Source organism: Oscillibacter sp. PC13 (genome assembly GCF_900115635.1).
Classification (GTDB): domain Bacteria; phylum Bacillota; class Clostridia; order Oscillospirales; family Oscillospiraceae; genus Oscillibacter.
Genome location: NZ_FOXE01000018.1, coordinates 58,424 through 72,782 on the forward strand (window position 1 = coordinate 58,424; position 14,359 = coordinate 72,782).

Consider the following 14,359-nt stretch of genomic DNA (forward strand, 5'->3'; position numbering starts at 1 on the left):
AAGCCCTGCCCGCCCGGATGAGCGAAAAAGGAGATTTTGAAGATGAAGCAAAACACCGCCGCACTGTCCTGGCTGCTCCTGGGATTGACCATGCTGCTGGCGTTCCGCCACTACCTCCCCTGGGAGATTCCCGTCATGCCGGTGCTCTACGGCCTGATGACGGTGTATTCCTGCTGGTTCGGCGTGGGCTGCCTGCGGTCGGACGGCCACGCCCCGCTCTGGGATCAGCGGGGTGTGCCCGCGGACGTTCAGACGCGGTTTTCCCGGCTGCAGGGCGTGCTCTTTCTCTTAAACGCCGCCGTCTGCCCGGTGGGGCTGCTGCTGAGCCTGTGGATTCCCTTTGACCGGGACTTCGTTCTGATAACCCAGATCCTCGGCCTGCCGCTGATCTGCCTGCTGGGCGTTCTGCCTTTGCTTCCCGCCGGGAAATTATTTCATAAATAAGGAATCAATCACAAATGCCAAAGAAGAAACCGCCCGAGACGGGCAAACCCAAAGTCAATAACCCCAACGTCCTGGGCCTCCACGCCCAGGTGGTGGAACAGCCCATCACCGACACCCTGGAGACCAACTATATGCCCTACGCCATGAGCGTCATCGTCTCCCGGGCCATCCCGGAGATCGACGGCTTCAAGCCCTCCCACCGGAAGCTTCTGTACACCATGTACAAGATGGGGCTTTTGACGGGGGCACGGACCAAGTCCGCCAACATCGTGGGCCAGACCATGCGCTTAAATCCCCACGGGGATGCCGCCATCTATGACACCATGGTGCGTCTCTCCAAAGGCTATGGTGCCCTGCTGACGCCCTTTGTGGACTCCAAGGGCAACTTCGGCAAATCCTATTCCCGGGACATGTCCTGGGCCGCTCCCCGATACACGGAGGCGAAGCTCACCGCCATCTGCGGCGAGATCTTCCGGGACATCGACGCCGACACCGTGGACTTTGTGGACAACTACGACAACACCATGAAGGAGCCGGCCCTGCTGCCCACCACCTTCCCCAACATTCTGGTGTCCGCCAACAGCGGCATCGCGGTGGGCATGGCTTCCCAATTCTGCGGGTTTAATCTGAAGGAAGTCTGCGACAGCACCATCGCCTTTCTGAAAAACCCGGACTGCGACTTGACGGAAACGCTGCTGGCCCCGGACTTTCCAACCGGCGGCGAGCTGATCTGCGATCCTGCCGCCCTCCGGGAGATCTATGAAACCGGCCGGGGCAGCGTCCGGGTCCGGGCGAAATACCGTTATGTCAAAGAGGAAAACCTGATCGAAATTTACGAGATTCCCTATTCCACCACGGTGGAGGCAATTCTGGACAAGGTGGCCGAGCTGATCAAGGCCGGCCGCGCCAAGGAGATCGCCGACATGCGGGATGAGACGGATCTCTCCGGGCTGAAGCTGGCCATCGACCTGAAGCGGGGCGTGGATCCGGACAAGCTGATGACCAAGCTTTATAAGCAGACGCCTCTGGAGGACTCCTTCGCCTGTAACTTCAACGTTCTGATCGCCGGAATTCCGCGGGTGCTGGGCGTCCGTTCCATTCTGGAGGAGTGGACCGCCTGGCGCACGGAGTCCGTCCGGCGCCGGACCTACTTCGTCATGGCCAAAAAGCAGGACAAGCTGCACCTGCTGAAGGGCCTCAAGCGCATTCTGCTGGACATCGACAAGGCCATCAAAATCATCCGGGAGACGGAGGAGGAGGCCGAAGTCATTCCCAACCTGATGATTGGCTTCGGCATTGATCAGATCCAGGCGGAGTATGTGGCGGAGATCAAGCTCCGCAACATCAACAAAGAATATATTCTCAAGCGGGTCAACGAGACCGCCGCCCTTCAGGATGAGATTGCGGATCTGGAGGATATTCTGCAAAGCCCCCAGCGTGTCCGGAAAATCATTGTGGGAGAGTTGTCGGAAGTGGCTAAAAAATACGGCGAGCCACGCCGCACCTCCATTGCTTACAGCCATGAGATCGAAGTCTACACGGAGGAGGACGCAGTGGAGGATTATCCGGTCCATGTGTTCTTGTCCAGGGAGGGTTACTTCAAGAAAATTACACCCGCCTCCCTCCGCATGAGCGGAGAGCAGAAGTTCAAGGACGGGGACGGCCTTCGGCAGACCTTTGAAACCACCAACAGTGCGGAGATCATGTTCTTCACGGATCGCTGCCAGGTGTACAAAACCCGCCTCAGTGACTTTGACGATGCCAAAGCCAGTGTTCTGGGTGATTACCTACCCGCCAAGCTCAGCATGGATGCCGGAGAGTCCGTCATTTACGCGGTGCTGCCCAGTCCGGACTACGCCGGAGCACTGCTGTTCTTCTTCGAAAACGGAAAGGCCGCCCGGGTGGAGCTGAAGGCCTATCAGACTACCTCCAACCGCCGCAAGCTCACCGGCGCCTATTCTGACAAGGCGCCCCTGTGCTGCATCCGCCGCATTGACGCGGACTGTGAGCTGGCAGTTTATTCCACAGAGCCCCGGTGCCTGATTTTCCACACGGCGCTTCTGGCACCGAAAACCACCCGCACAACGCAGGGCGTGGCCGTGATGAACCTGAAGCCCAAATATCATTTGGACCGGGTTATGCCGCCGGAGGAAACCTCTATCGTCCATCAAACCCGCTACCGCGTGCGGGCCATTCCCGCAGCGGGGGCGCTGGTTCGGGAAGAAGACTCCGAGGAGCAGCAGCTTGGCCTGCTGGAGTAGACGGCGTCTTATGGAATCAGTGAGAAAAGCCATTTTATCTTACGGCATGATTGCCCTTGGATCCCTGTTGTTTGCCCTGTCCTTCGATTGGTTTTTCCTGCCCAACCAGATTGCCATGGGCGGCGTAACAGGCCTCGCCCAGGTCATCAATGCCATCTTCCCCCAGGTGGGCGTGGGAATTGCTGCAATGGTGCTGAATATCCCTCTGTTTTTGGCTGGCTGGAAATTTATCGGCTTTCACCTGCTGGCCTCCTCTCTGTTCTCCATGGCGGTCAGTTCCCTGGCCATTGATGTGATTGCGGAACTGTACACCTTTTCCCCCATGGATCCCATGTTGGCAACCCTCTGCGGCGGCGCCCTGATGGGGCTTGGCTTCGGCTTGGTTTTTTCCCAGGGCGCCACCTCCGGCGGAACCGATATTGTTGCCAAGCTTTTAAAGCTGGTTTTTCCGTGGCTTCCCCTTGGAAAGCTGATGCTGCTGCCGGATGGCCTGGTGCTGGCATTGGTAGCCTTGGCGTTTGGCAGCGTAGAATCTGCTTTGTACGGCCTGGTCGCGCTTTTTATCATGTCCCGCATAACGGATGCCGTGCTCTATGGTCTTGACACCTCCAAAGTGGCCTATATTATATCCGACCACTGGAGAACGCTCTCCGACACACTTTTGCGGGAGCAAAACCGCGGTGTCACTCTCCTCCAAGGCGAGGGTGCATACACCGGAGATTCCAAGTGGGTTCTGCTGGTGGCCTTCAAGCAAACGGAGATTGTGGAAATCAAACGTTTGGTGCACCGCATCGATCCCGCCGCGTTTCTCATTGTGTGCGACGCCCATGATGTGCTGGGCGAGGGCTTCGGGGAATATCAAAAAGAAGAACTTTAAAGACAGCAGCCGTGCAGAAAGAAGTCAGAAACGGTATATTCCCCAGGGCGGCAAATCGCCCCCTCGGCATAATCAGAGGTGTTTTATGAAACAAAAGCTGAAGTCCTATGGAATCGTAGCTCTGGGTGCCCTGCTCATCGCCCTGTCTGTCGACTGCTTTTTTGCGTCAAATCAGCTGAATACCGGCGGCGTGACAGGCCTTGCCCTGATTGTCAACGCCCTGTTTCCCCGGATTAGCGTGGGAACGGCGTCCTTTGCCGTCAATTTACCTCTGTTTTTAATCGGCTGGAAGCTGCTCGGCTTCCATATGCTGGCTTCTTCCTTATTCTGTGTCACGGTGCTCTCTGTCTCTATTGACGTCATGATGGCGCTGTGGCCGGTCCCTTCCATGGATCCCATGCTGGCGGCCCTTTTCGGCGGTGCTGTCATGGGATTGGGCGTGGGCTTCATCTTCAGCCAAGGTGCAACTTCCGGTGGATCCAGCATTTTGGCCAGGCTGCTCCGGCTGAAGTTCCCTTGGCTTCCCTTGGGAACATTGATGCTTGTGCCGGACTTTATTATTTTGGCAATGTCCGCTGCCGTTTTCGGCCGGTTTGAGCTGATTTTGTACAGCGTCGTATCGCTTTATGTATCCGCCAAGGTGACGGATATGGTGCTTTACGGCCTGGATACCTCCAAGGTGGCCTATATTGTCTCCAACCGCTGGCACGACATTACGGACGTCCTGCTGCAGAAGCTGAACCGCGGCGTCACGCTGCTTCGGGGTGAGGGGGCCTATACCGGCGAGGAAAAGCGGGTGTTGCTGGTGGCTTTTAAGCAAAAGGAAATTGTAGAGATTAAACGGGTCGTCCACAACATCGATCCCGGCGCCTTTCTGATTGTGTGTGATGCGCATGATGTACTGGGTGAAGGGTTCGGGGAATATCAAAAGGAGGAATTTTAAAATGGCAGACTTACAGAAAGCGGCCAAAGCATTGGAGGAGCGCGGTTACACCGTACATATGTTTTCTACCGCGGCGGAGGCCGCGGAGTGGCTGAACGCCAAAATTGACGGCACCACCGTAGGCTTTGGCGGATCCGCCACCCTGCGGGACATGGGCCTTTACGAAGCGCTCTCCACCCACAACACCGTCCATTGGCACTGGAAGAGCAACGATGATATGGCCGCGCGCCATGCGGCCATGACTGACCGGGTTTACTGTACCTCCGTCAATGCCTTGGCGGAAAGCGGAGAGATGGTCAGCATCGACGGCATGGGCAACCGGCTTGCCAGCATGCTGTTTGGGCACGAGACCATCTATTACGTCATTGGCCGGAATAAGCTTGCCCCCACCTATGAGGAGGCCGTCTGGCGTGCCAGAAACGTGGCCGCTCCCCGGCGGGCACAGCAAATGGGGAGGAAGACGCCCTGCGCCATAAAGGCCGACCGCTGTTATGACTGCAAAAGCCCGGACCGTGTCTGCCGCGGGATGACAACGCTGTGGGCGCCCATGACCGGAATGTCTGCGGAGGTTCTTTTAATCGACGAGGAGCTGGGACTTTAACCGGCAGGTTTGCCGCACGAATGTTGTCGTTCCCGGCATCAATCCATGCTGATTGGAAAAGGAGGCGTACCCTGTGCATAAAAAAGGCTGGATTGCTGTCCTGCTGTTCGCATGCCTGACTCTGGCAGGGTGTTCCTCTCTGCTGGAGCGGGAGTACAGTACCGCAGAACCACACAGCAGCAAATTTTGGGAGAGTGAGATTGCCGACACCCTGCGGGCGGAGAATTATCAGGACATCGTCAACGACCTTTTGATTCTAATCAGTCAGCACACGGAAACCGCCGCGCTGCGTCTCTATAATTACGAGGATGATATCACCGTGGCAGAGATTCTGGAGAAGGCCACCACAGAGGTTCAGCAGGAGACCTCTATGGGCGCCTATGCGGTGGAGTATATCACTTCCTCCAGTCAGTCTCAGCGAAGCTATTATGAGGTCTCCATTCAAATCGGTTATCGCCGCACAGCGGAGCAGGTTCAATCCGTTGTAAACGCCACCAGTACCGGAGCTCTATACAGCTTGCTGGATGCCGCCCTGGCAGACGGAAAGACTGAGCTGGCCGTCCGCATTGGCTACTGGGGACAGGACAGTCAGTCTCAGGTGGAGTCCGCCATGGCCCAGGTTCGTGTGGATCGGGGTCTGACGGAGACACCCAAGTGGACGGTGAACTATTACCCCGCCACCGGCCCGGTGGGTCTGATTGAATTTTTGATGGATGTTCCGCCCGAGGAACCGGCTGTTGCCTTGTCGGATATTCCGGCCGAGGAAACAGGCGCAGATGAAAATTTTTTGATGCCAGAGGGTTGACAAGGACGGTACTCTTTGCTAAAATACTCCTTGTCTCGCGGGCATAGCTCATCTGGTAGAGCGCCACCTTGCCAAGGTGGAGGTAGCGAGTTCGAGCCTCGTTGCCCGCTCCAGAAAAGACCTCATCCGATTGGATGAGGTCTTTTGTTATGTTGAGATAAGTCTCCGTCCTTATTCCCATGGAATACAGCGCCTTTTTACGCGAAGAATAAGCCTGTACAAATGTCCCACCGATTGTTATAATAGGTGAAAAAACTGTCGAAAAGGGGGGCTTTCCCGTGAAAAAGCAACAGCGTCCTTCAGAATCTGCGCCAGAGTTCATCCGGCGGGAAATGCTCCGCCACAATCCCGCCCCGTCCCAGGGCCTCACCGCATCTCAGGCCCGTTCCTTGGCCGAAGCGGGCTGGGATAACCGACCGGTGGATTCGCCCACCAAATCTGACAGGCAGATCATCCGGGAAAACCTTTTGACCTACTTCAACTTGATCTTTATCGTGCTGGCGGCGGCGCTGATCCTGGTCGGAGACTGGAAGGATATGACCTTCCTGGCCATTGTGGCCGCCAATGCTGTCATCGGTATCGTCCAGCAGATTCGTTCCAAGCGGACCATTGAAAAGCTGTCCCTGCTCTCAGCAGCCAAAGTCCGTGCCATTCGGGACGGAAAGCTTGTGGAATTGCCCACCGCCTCTCTGGTACGGGAGGATGTGGTGGAGCTCTTTGCCGGATGCCAAATCCCCGCCGACGGCCCGGTGCTTACCGGTCAGGTACAAGTGAATGAGGCGCTGATCACGGGCGAGGCCGACGCCATCTCCAAAGGTCCGGGGGATCAGCTGCTTTCCGGCAGCTTCATCATCTCCGGTAAGTGCCGGGCGAGAATGGACCTGGTAGGGGCAGACTGCTATGCCTCCAAGCTGACGCTGGCGGCCAAAAAGGACGCCGGACCCGGCAAGAGCGAGATGATGCGCTCTCTGGACCATTTGATTCGCTTCATCGGCGTGGCCCTGATTCCCATCGGCGGAGCGCTTTTCTATAATCAGTACGTCTCTCAGGATTTGGGCTTGCGCCAGTCGGTGGTCAGCACGGTGGCTGCCCTCATCGGTATGATTCCCGAGGGGCTGTTTCTGCTGACCTCTGTGGCGCTGGCCGTCAGTGTGGTGCGGCTGGCCCAAAACCGGACGCTGATTCATGAGATGAACGCCATCGAAACCCTGGCCCGGGTGGACGTCCTTTGCGTGGACAAGACCGGCACGGTGACCAGTCCCCAGATGGAGGTACGGGAAGTGGTGCCCTTGGATCCGGAGGCCTGGAGCGACACGGATATCGCCGATGTGCTGGGCGCCTTCTACCGGGTGCTGGAACCGGATAACGACACGGCCAAGGCCCTTGCGGAGAAGTTTTCTTACGGCCCCGGCTGGCCGAACCGGGGCGCGGTGCCCTTCAGCTCCGCCACCAAATGGAGCGCCGTGAACTTTCTGGACCGGGGCGCCTATGTGATCGGCGCGCCGGAATACGTGCTGGGCAGCGAGTTTGCTCCCTTGAAGAACCGCACTCAATACTATGCGGAAAAGGGCTGCCGCGTCCTGCTGCTGGCCCAATGCGACGGGGCGGAAGAGGGGCGGCTGCATGGCCTGGTGCTGCCCATGGCCCTGCTGGTGCTGGAAAACCCTATTCGCCCGGCGGCACCCAAGGTCTTTGACTACTTCCACAGCCAGGGAGTAGCTGTGAAGGTCATTTCCGGGGACAACCCGGTGACGGTTTCTGCTGTGGCGGCCCAGGCAGGTATTGACGGCGCCGGAGACTGGGTGGACGCCCGGGAGCTGAAAACCGATCAGGAGATCGCCCGGGCCGTCCGGCAGTATACGGTGTTCGGGCGGGTGGTGCCCAACCAGAAGCGAAAAATCGTCCGGGCTCTCCAGAGCCAGGGCCACACGGTCGCCATGACCGGCGACGGCGTCAATGACGTGCTGGCGCTGAAGGATGCGGACTGCGGCGTGGCCATGGCCTCCGGGGCGGACGCCGCCTGTCAGGTGGCCCAGTTGGTACTGCTGGACAGTGACTTTGCCGCCATGCCCAAGGTGGTGGCAGAAGGCCGCCGGGTGATCAACAACATCCAGCGGGCCGCGGCTTTGTACCTGGTGAAAAACATCCTGTCCTTTTTCCTGGCCATTATCACGCTGTTTGCAGCGTTTCCCTATCCCTTCGTCCCTATTCAGCTGACGCTGATCTCCGCCCTGACCATCGGCGTCCCCTCCTTTTTCCTGGCTCTGGAGCCGAACCACGATCTGGTAAAGGGAAAATTCCTCCACAATGTGCTGCGCCGGGCCTTTCCAGGTGGCCTTACCGCGATTTTCGTCATCCTTTTTGCAGAGCTGTTTGTGTTTACCTTCGGTCTGACGCTGGAGGAACTGTCCACCATCTGTGTCATTCTCATGGCGGTCAACAGTCTGACTGTGATTTATTACGCGGCCCGCCCCCTGGATCTGAAACGTGTCCTTCTGCTGGTCACGATGTCCGCCGCCATGTTGATCGCTGTGGTGTTCTTTGGCAGCGTATTTGCCTTGTCATCCCTCAGTTTTGCCGCTTGGCTGGTCCTGGTTGCGCTGGTGCTGCTGGTGGTGCCCATCCAGATGACCTTTGAGCGCATTTTTGACCGCTGCTCAGCCATGCTGGAGCGGCGGCGGGAGCGAAAGGCAACGCGCCGGCGTACCCGGCAGGCCTTCAGCGGAGAACAGCCTCCCCGGAGGCGGCGCGGATAACACCCGCAAGCAAAGCGGCCCCGCTGCGTATGCAGCGGGGCCGCTTTGCTGTTTGACCGGGGCCATTCACTCCAACTTCCGCGGAAAGTTGCCGTAGATCCGGGTCCCCTCCTGAACCGTCAGGAAGGCGTGGGGGTCAATGGTGTGTACCGTGTGGATCAATTCCTCAATCTCATACTTGGAAAGGCACACGCACAGCACATGGACCGTCTCCCCCGTATAGGCGCCCACACCGTTCCAATAAGTCACGCTGCGGCCCAGCTTATCAATAATGAACTGTGCCAGGGAGCTCTCATCCTCTCTTGTGAAGATCAGGGCCTGCACCGTCACGTTTTGCTGGTGCATCCGGTCCAATACCATGGCAGCGAAGAAATTGTAAATTACGGAATAAATGGTGACCTCCGGGCTGAACAGAATCAGGCAGGCCATATACAGTACGGCATTAAAGGACAGGGAAAACTTTCCAACGGAAAACTGGCTGCCCTTTTTGCTGAGACACAGGCCCACCACATCCAGGCCGCCGCTGCTCCCGCCGCAGGTCAGTACAATACCGCTGCCCACACCGGTGAGAATTCCGCCCAGCAGGCAGGCTGTCAGGTAGTCTTCTACAATTGGATTTGCGGGGATGGGGATGATGCTGTAAAACAGGGAATAGGAGATGGTGCAGATGGCGGTCTTGACCACCAGATTTTTTCCAAGCGTTTTGTACGCCAGAAGGAGAATGGGGATATTGAGCAGAAAATACAAAATACCTGCCACGTCATAAGCTCCGAAGCTGATCCCGAGATACGTCTGGGCCAGTGTGCGCAGCAGCTGGCACAAGCCAAACAGTCCACCGGCATATAGATTCAAGGGGACAATAAACAGGTTCAGCGCAGCGGCGCAGATCAGCTCGCCCGCCACGCAGGCCACCATCCGCAGCCATCGATTGTGCAGAGTATTGTACAGCATGATATTCCTCCCCGGGACCGAGACGGTCACCGTTTTTCAGATACATTTTAGGATACCCCTTCTGCTCCGATTATACGGGCTATTCCCAAAAACTACAAGGGGAAAGCAGCAAGTCCGTCCGCAGATTTTTTGCTTTTTTACAGCCCGTAGCGCAGGCATCTGTACAGCCGCTCCCGTGCCCGCCGAATCGTGCGGGAAACGGTTGAGCTGTTTACGCCCAGCTTCCGGGCAATCTGGCTCATCTTCATTCCCTGGTCATAATAGAGTGCCAGCATCTGCCGCTGCCGGGCGGTCAGTTCCCGTTCCCGGGCCTGCCGGAGATTTCGCCGCAGACGGCCCAGCTGTTCGTCATTCGTCTCCGCATGCTCCCGGAGCCAAACGGTCATGTCCCCGATCCACTCGCTGCTGCGGGTGTCAAATGGTGTATCTCTCATGTTTGTGGTACCCCCTGTCATAGTAGTGGGCGGTCAATGTGGCCAGTTCCCGCATCTCCCGCAGCAGTGGTGTCAGCTCCGCAATTCGCCGCTGCAGCACCCTGGACAGTTCCTCATCCTTCGTTGCCCTGGCTTCTTCCCGCAGCTGGACAATCCGGCCCCGAATCGCCCCTGCACTGGCCTCATAAAAGGCCGACATTTCCAAAAGCGTCACAAATTTTCCTCCCTTCCCCGGGTTCTCCGGTAAGGCGCCAATTCTATCCTGGCAAATTCCTCCAGGCAGCTGGCGCATATGCTCTCTCCGTTCAGATACCAATAGTCCTCTCCCTTTCCAATCTCCCGTCCGCACAGCGTGCACAGCAGCACCCGGTGCTCCGGACGGCAATCAATCCGCCGCAAAAACTCCCTCCTTTGAGAAGTTAGCTTTTTTACAAAATTTTTATATAAAATGTGCCGTAAAAAATGCGAAAATCTGTTGACAAATTAAGTGTCTTCTGATAAGATAAATCCTGCTGTTGGAACTGCTGGTGTAGCTCAGCTGGTAGAGCAGCTGATTTGTAATCAGCAGGTCGGGGGTTCGAATCCGTCCACCAGCTCCAAATTAAACGGGAGAGTTCCAGAGCGGTCAAATGGGGCAGACTGTAAATCTGTTGCCTTCGGCTTCGGTGGTTCGAATCCACCCTCTCCCACCATTTAGGCGCCTGCAATAGCGGGCGCTTTTTTATTGTTAGTTTTTTTATGAATCTTGTTTTTTTGTTTTTATTTTACAAGATTCTTGTCATTACCATTAACATATCACAAGAATCCTGTCGTGTCAATCATTACTTTACAAGTTTCTTGTTAATTTAGATTGACAGGCTTTCTAAAATACGGTATGCTGATATCAGGATTGGAAATGGGGGAGGATATCGCCATGAAATTTGGGGAACGGATACGGGCCCGCCGGGAAGAGCTTGGTCTCTCCCGTGCGGAATTGGCCAGAACACTCGGTGTCACCCTGTCTGCTGTCAGCAATTATGAAAAGAGCATCAGCTTTCCGAAAGAAGAAATTATACTTCGTCTGTTCGACTGCCTTCAGACAGATCCCAACACCTTATTTCAGGACAGCTTCCGCTCCGGCAAAACCGTTTTGACGCAGGCGGAGCGGAGTCTTTTGGAACACTATCGCGGGCTTTCCCCCATGGGCCGCGAAACTGTGCGCTCCGTTGTGGATGCCCTGTGCGCCTACCGGGATGATTTGGAAGAGGGGAGAGCCGAGCAGTCCCCCCGTGTGATTCCACTGTATCGCAGTCCGGCGGCAGCCGGCTATGCTGCCCCGGTCTTTGGGGAGGACTTCGACTATATTCAGGTGACGGACGGCGTACCCCAGGCAGCAGAGTTTGCCGTGCGCATCCAGGGGGATTCCATGAGCCCCTGGATTGTTGACGGGTCCGTGGCCTATGTCAATCACGACCCGTTGAAAGCAGGCGACGTGGGCATCTTCTGTGTGGACGGCGACATTCTCTGCAAGCAGTATTTCAAAGATCCTGCGGGCATGGTGTATCTGTTCTCCCTGAACCGCGCCAGGGCGGACGCAGATGTGGTGTTCGGCCCGGAGAGCGGACGGACGCTGGCCTGTTTTGGTCGGGTCATTCTTCATGCTCCGCCCCTGCCTGGAAAGGACTAAAAAAGGATCGCGATGCATTGCACCGCGATCCTTTTTCCTTTAAACCGTAAAGCCGCCGTCAGCAGTAAGAACCTGACCTGTGAGAAAGGATGCCCTGTCTGACGCCAAAAAGGCCACGGCGGCGGCAATATCCTCCGGCGTGCCAAGCCGTCCCAGGGGCGTCTCCTCCACCAGCATCGCCCTGGTCTCCGGCCCCAGTGCGTGAACCATATCGGTCTCAATGCAGCCCGGGGCCACCGCGTTTACCCGAATGCCGGAAGGTGCCAGTTCCAGCGCCAGGGAACGGGTCAGTCCCACCAGCGCCGCCTTGGTGCAGGCGTAGGCCACCTCACAGGAAGCGCCCCGCAGTCCCCACATGGAGGAAATGTTGATGATGCATCCCGCTTTTTTGCGAAGCATGCGGGGCAGTACCGCCTGAATGGCATTGCGGGCTCCGGTTACGTTGACCGCAAACATCCGCTCCCAGGTTGTATCATCCATCTCCTGAAATAACCCTTGCCGGGAGATTCCTGCGTTATTCACCAGCAGCGACACCGAACCAAGCTCCCGCTCTGTAACTGCCGCCATCTGTTCCACTGCCCGGCGATCCGCCACGTCCGCCTGGACAGCAATCGCCCGTCCGCCGCAACTGTGAATCTCTTCTGCCAGCGATTCTGCAGCCCGGCGGTTTTCAACGTAGTTGATGCAAACGGCATATCCTTCCCGGGACAGCTCCGCAGCAATCGCCCGACCAATTCCTCTGGAAGAACCTGTAATCAGTGCAACCTGTTCCATCAGTTTGTCCTCCTGCTGTTTTCTGCCGCAAGTATAGCAAAAATTTAACCGAGTTGCAAGAAAACCATTGACAAATCCGGCAGCTTCGTGTATCCTATATACGTTCCGCCGCGGACGATTAGCTCAGCTGGCTAGAGCACCTGCTTGACGTGCAGGGGGTCACAGGTTCGAGTCCTGTATCGTCCACCAACAAAACTCCGTAACCGAAATGGTTACGGAGTTTTGTTTTATGGTTAAACCAGCCTTGCCAGCACCAAGCCTGTAACGTGGCGCTTCATGACATTTTCAACATTTTTAATGGTTCCAATCTCATCTTTAACTGTGCGGGCAGCAAACGTATATCTGGTACAATGTGGATTCAAACTGCCAGTATTTGAGTTGCGAACACCGATCCCTTCAGGTGTGGGACAATATTTCCTTTTTCAGAAGTTGCGCACATCCTTATCTCCGTCGTATCCGTTAATCCTTTTACCGCCGCCTGGGGCGGCTTCATATAACCCCCAAGAGATATTAAATTCTAAATGGGAATGGAGAAAGCGCAGCAGATTGCTGGCGGGAGAAGGATAGCAGTGAGGCAGCCTATGACCGCCACATGCGGGTTTGCATCCAGGCCAGGCGGAGCAATACGTTATAGACCAAGGACAATCGTCCGAAAAAGTGATTGGCCGAAATCACGCTGGACAACCAAATCCTTAAGGATATTAACTCAGGACGCCCTCTAAGCCTGTTCAAGCTTGAAACTGCAGGATGTCCGTATATTAAGTAACAGAAAAATACAAAGAACCGCATGTACCACATGCGGTTCAAGCGTGCTTGCTTATCATCAAATAGGAGGGAGCTGGTATTTGCGTAAATCCTGATGTACATTTTTGTTGAACGTGTGGCCGCTTTTTACCGCATTCATATAGGAATGGTGGTTCACTAATTTGTTTTTCTCCTCAATCACGCACATGGCGATGTTGGAGCAATGGTCGGACACCCGTTCCAAATTGGTGAGTAAATCGTTGAGAATAAAGCCCAGCCGAATAGTGTACCTTTCAGTTTGCAGCCGTTCAGTGTGTCTCAGACGGATATCCTCAATCAGGCGGTCAATGGTCTCCTCCAAAGGTTCAATGTTCTGCGCGGCAACCGGATCGTCCGCAGCAAAGCAGGAAAAGGCATCCTCCATAATGTCCTCCAGAGCGGTCAGCAATACTGCAAGCTCTGCTTTTACGGCCTCCGAAAAATGGAGCTCTTTGTCATGCAGCTCCTGCGCAGACTCCTGCAGATTCAGGGCGTGGTCACCGATACGTTCAAAGTCGCCGATGGCGTGCAATAGTCGGGAAACTGTGCGGCTGTCCGCACCGGACATGCTGTGGCGGGAGATTTCCACCAGATATTTTCCAAGGCGGTCTTCGTAAATGTCCAGCTTGTCTTCATTGCTGATAATTTCGGCCTCCCGTACCTCCTCATATGAGGAGAGCTGCTGGATGGCAAGGAGCAGATTCTGATGAGAAAGACTGCCCATCTGATTGGCAATATTCACGCATTCGGCAATTGCAACGGCAGGTGTCCGCATCAGCAGCGGATCCAGGAATGCAAAGCTCTCGGCTTTGGCATCGTTGCGTACCAGCCTCCGCGCCAGCTTTTCCAGCTGGCGGGAGAAGGGCAGCAGCAAAAGGGTGGTAAACATATTAAAAACCGTGTGGCAGAATGCGATGCCAACGGCGCCCACGGTCCAGTCCATAAAGGCGAAGTCGAATAGCAGATTGCCGCCATAAAAGAGAATCAAACAGGTTAACGTGCCGATGACGTTAAAAGAGATGTGAATGACAGCCACCCGCTTGGCGTTGCGGTTCACACCGATG

At 56.1% G+C, this 14,359-nt stretch carries 14 protein-coding genes and 4 tRNA genes; 12 read left to right on the plus strand and 6 right to left on the minus strand.

The genetic code is table 11. From position 1 onward, the window contains the following. Positions 1-42 precede the first annotated feature (42 nt). The 8 genes from BMZ81_RS11150 to BMZ81_RS11185 all read left to right on the plus strand — a co-directional run bounded on the left by BMZ81_RS11150 (position 43) and on the right by BMZ81_RS11185 (position 8,687). The gene (locus tag BMZ81_RS11150) at positions 43-444 is read left to right on the plus strand and encodes a hypothetical protein (RefSeq protein WP_091132073.1); all 402 of its coding nucleotides are present in this window, start codon (positions 43-45) and stop codon (positions 442-444) included. Between the two features lie 14 nt (positions 445-458). Then, positions 459-2,705, plus strand: coding sequence for a DNA gyrase/topoisomerase IV subunit A (locus BMZ81_RS11155; RefSeq protein WP_091132075.1), 2,247 nt, complete (start codon positions 459-461; stop codon positions 2,703-2,705). 10 nt (positions 2,706-2,715) lie between these two features. Then, positions 2,716-3,582: a YitT family protein gene (locus BMZ81_RS11160; protein ID WP_091132077.1), complete on the plus strand. Its 867-nt coding sequence runs from the start codon at positions 2,716-2,718 to the stop codon at positions 3,580-3,582. 85 nt (positions 3,583-3,667) lie between these two features. Then, a complete protein-coding gene (locus BMZ81_RS11165) occupies positions 3,668-4,525 on the plus strand; it encodes a YitT family protein (RefSeq protein WP_091132081.1) in 858 nt (285 codons plus the stop codon). 1 nt (position 4,526) lies between these two features. Continuing rightward, positions 4,527-5,126: a lactate utilization protein gene (locus tag BMZ81_RS11170; protein WP_091132083.1), complete on the plus strand. Its 600-nt coding sequence runs from the start codon at positions 4,527-4,529 to the stop codon at positions 5,124-5,126. 73 nt (positions 5,127-5,199) lie between these two features. Next, complete coding sequence (locus tag BMZ81_RS11175) at positions 5,200-5,931, plus strand: hypothetical protein (protein WP_177187297.1); 732 nt, start codon at positions 5,200-5,202, stop codon at positions 5,929-5,931. A gap of 37 nt (positions 5,932-5,968) precedes the next feature. After that, positions 5,969-6,044 (plus strand) — tRNA-Gly (locus tag BMZ81_RS11180). A 165-nt stretch (positions 6,045-6,209) separates the two neighbouring features. Then, entirely contained in the window at positions 6,210-8,687 is a 2,478-nt protein-coding gene (locus BMZ81_RS11185; RefSeq protein ID WP_242942629.1) for a cation-translocating P-type ATPase, read from the plus strand. 66 nt (positions 8,688-8,753) lie between these two features. Here the strand turns inward: BMZ81_RS11185 and BMZ81_RS11190 are convergent, their stop codons facing one another. The 4 genes from BMZ81_RS11190 to BMZ81_RS11205 all read right to left on the minus strand — a co-directional run bounded on the left by BMZ81_RS11190 (position 8,754) and on the right by BMZ81_RS11205 (position 10,471). Beyond that, positions 8,754-9,638 (minus strand): YitT family protein, encoded by an 885-nt coding sequence (locus BMZ81_RS11190; protein WP_091132085.1) that lies wholly within the window; start codon positions 9,636-9,638, stop codon positions 8,754-8,756. Positions 9,639-9,775: 137 nt separating this feature from the next. Continuing rightward, positions 9,776-10,072 (minus strand): sigma-70 family RNA polymerase sigma factor, encoded by a 297-nt coding sequence (locus BMZ81_RS11195; RefSeq protein ID WP_091132087.1) that lies wholly within the window; start codon positions 10,070-10,072, stop codon positions 9,776-9,778. Next, entirely contained in the window at positions 10,053-10,286 is a 234-nt protein-coding gene (locus BMZ81_RS11200) for a hypothetical protein (protein ID WP_091132090.1), read from the minus strand. The genes BMZ81_RS11195 and BMZ81_RS11200 overlap by 20 nt, the downstream gene beginning before the upstream one ends. Next, on the minus strand, positions 10,283-10,471 hold the full coding sequence (locus BMZ81_RS11205) for a hypothetical protein (protein WP_091132092.1): 189 nt from the start codon (positions 10,469-10,471) through the stop codon (positions 10,283-10,285). Before BMZ81_RS11205 ends, BMZ81_RS11200 begins: the two co-directional genes overlap by 4 nt. A 124-nt stretch (positions 10,472-10,595) precedes the next feature. Here BMZ81_RS11205 and BMZ81_RS11210 point away from each other — a divergent pair. The 3 genes from BMZ81_RS11210 (at position 10,596) to BMZ81_RS11220 (ending at position 11,738) form a co-directional block, all read left to right on the plus strand. Then, positions 10,596-10,671 (plus strand) — tRNA-Thr (locus tag BMZ81_RS11210). Positions 10,672-10,679: 8 nt separating this feature from the next. After that, positions 10,680-10,764 (plus strand) — tRNA-Tyr (locus BMZ81_RS11215). A gap of 221 nt (positions 10,765-10,985) precedes the next feature. After that, entirely contained in the window at positions 10,986-11,738 is a 753-nt protein-coding gene (locus BMZ81_RS11220) for an XRE family transcriptional regulator (protein WP_091132094.1), read from the plus strand. A gap of 39 nt (positions 11,739-11,777) precedes the next feature. Here the strand turns inward: BMZ81_RS11220 and BMZ81_RS11225 are convergent, their stop codons facing one another. Next, positions 11,778-12,512 carry an elongation factor P 5-aminopentanone reductase gene (locus BMZ81_RS11225; RefSeq protein WP_091132097.1) on the minus strand — a complete coding sequence of 245 codons (735 nt, stop codon included), beginning with the start codon at positions 12,510-12,512 and terminating at the stop codon, positions 11,778-11,780. A gap of 112 nt (positions 12,513-12,624) precedes the next feature. On the opposite strand from BMZ81_RS11225, the gene BMZ81_RS11230 reads away from it, so the two are divergent. After that, positions 12,625-12,701: transfer RNA gene (locus BMZ81_RS11230), tRNA-Val, on the plus strand. A gap of 634 nt (positions 12,702-13,335) precedes the next feature. Here the strand turns inward: BMZ81_RS11230 and BMZ81_RS11235 are convergent. Further along, the coding region (locus BMZ81_RS11235) for a Na/Pi cotransporter family protein (RefSeq protein ID WP_143072774.1) at positions 13,336-14,359 on the minus strand (1,024 nt) is incomplete at its 5' end.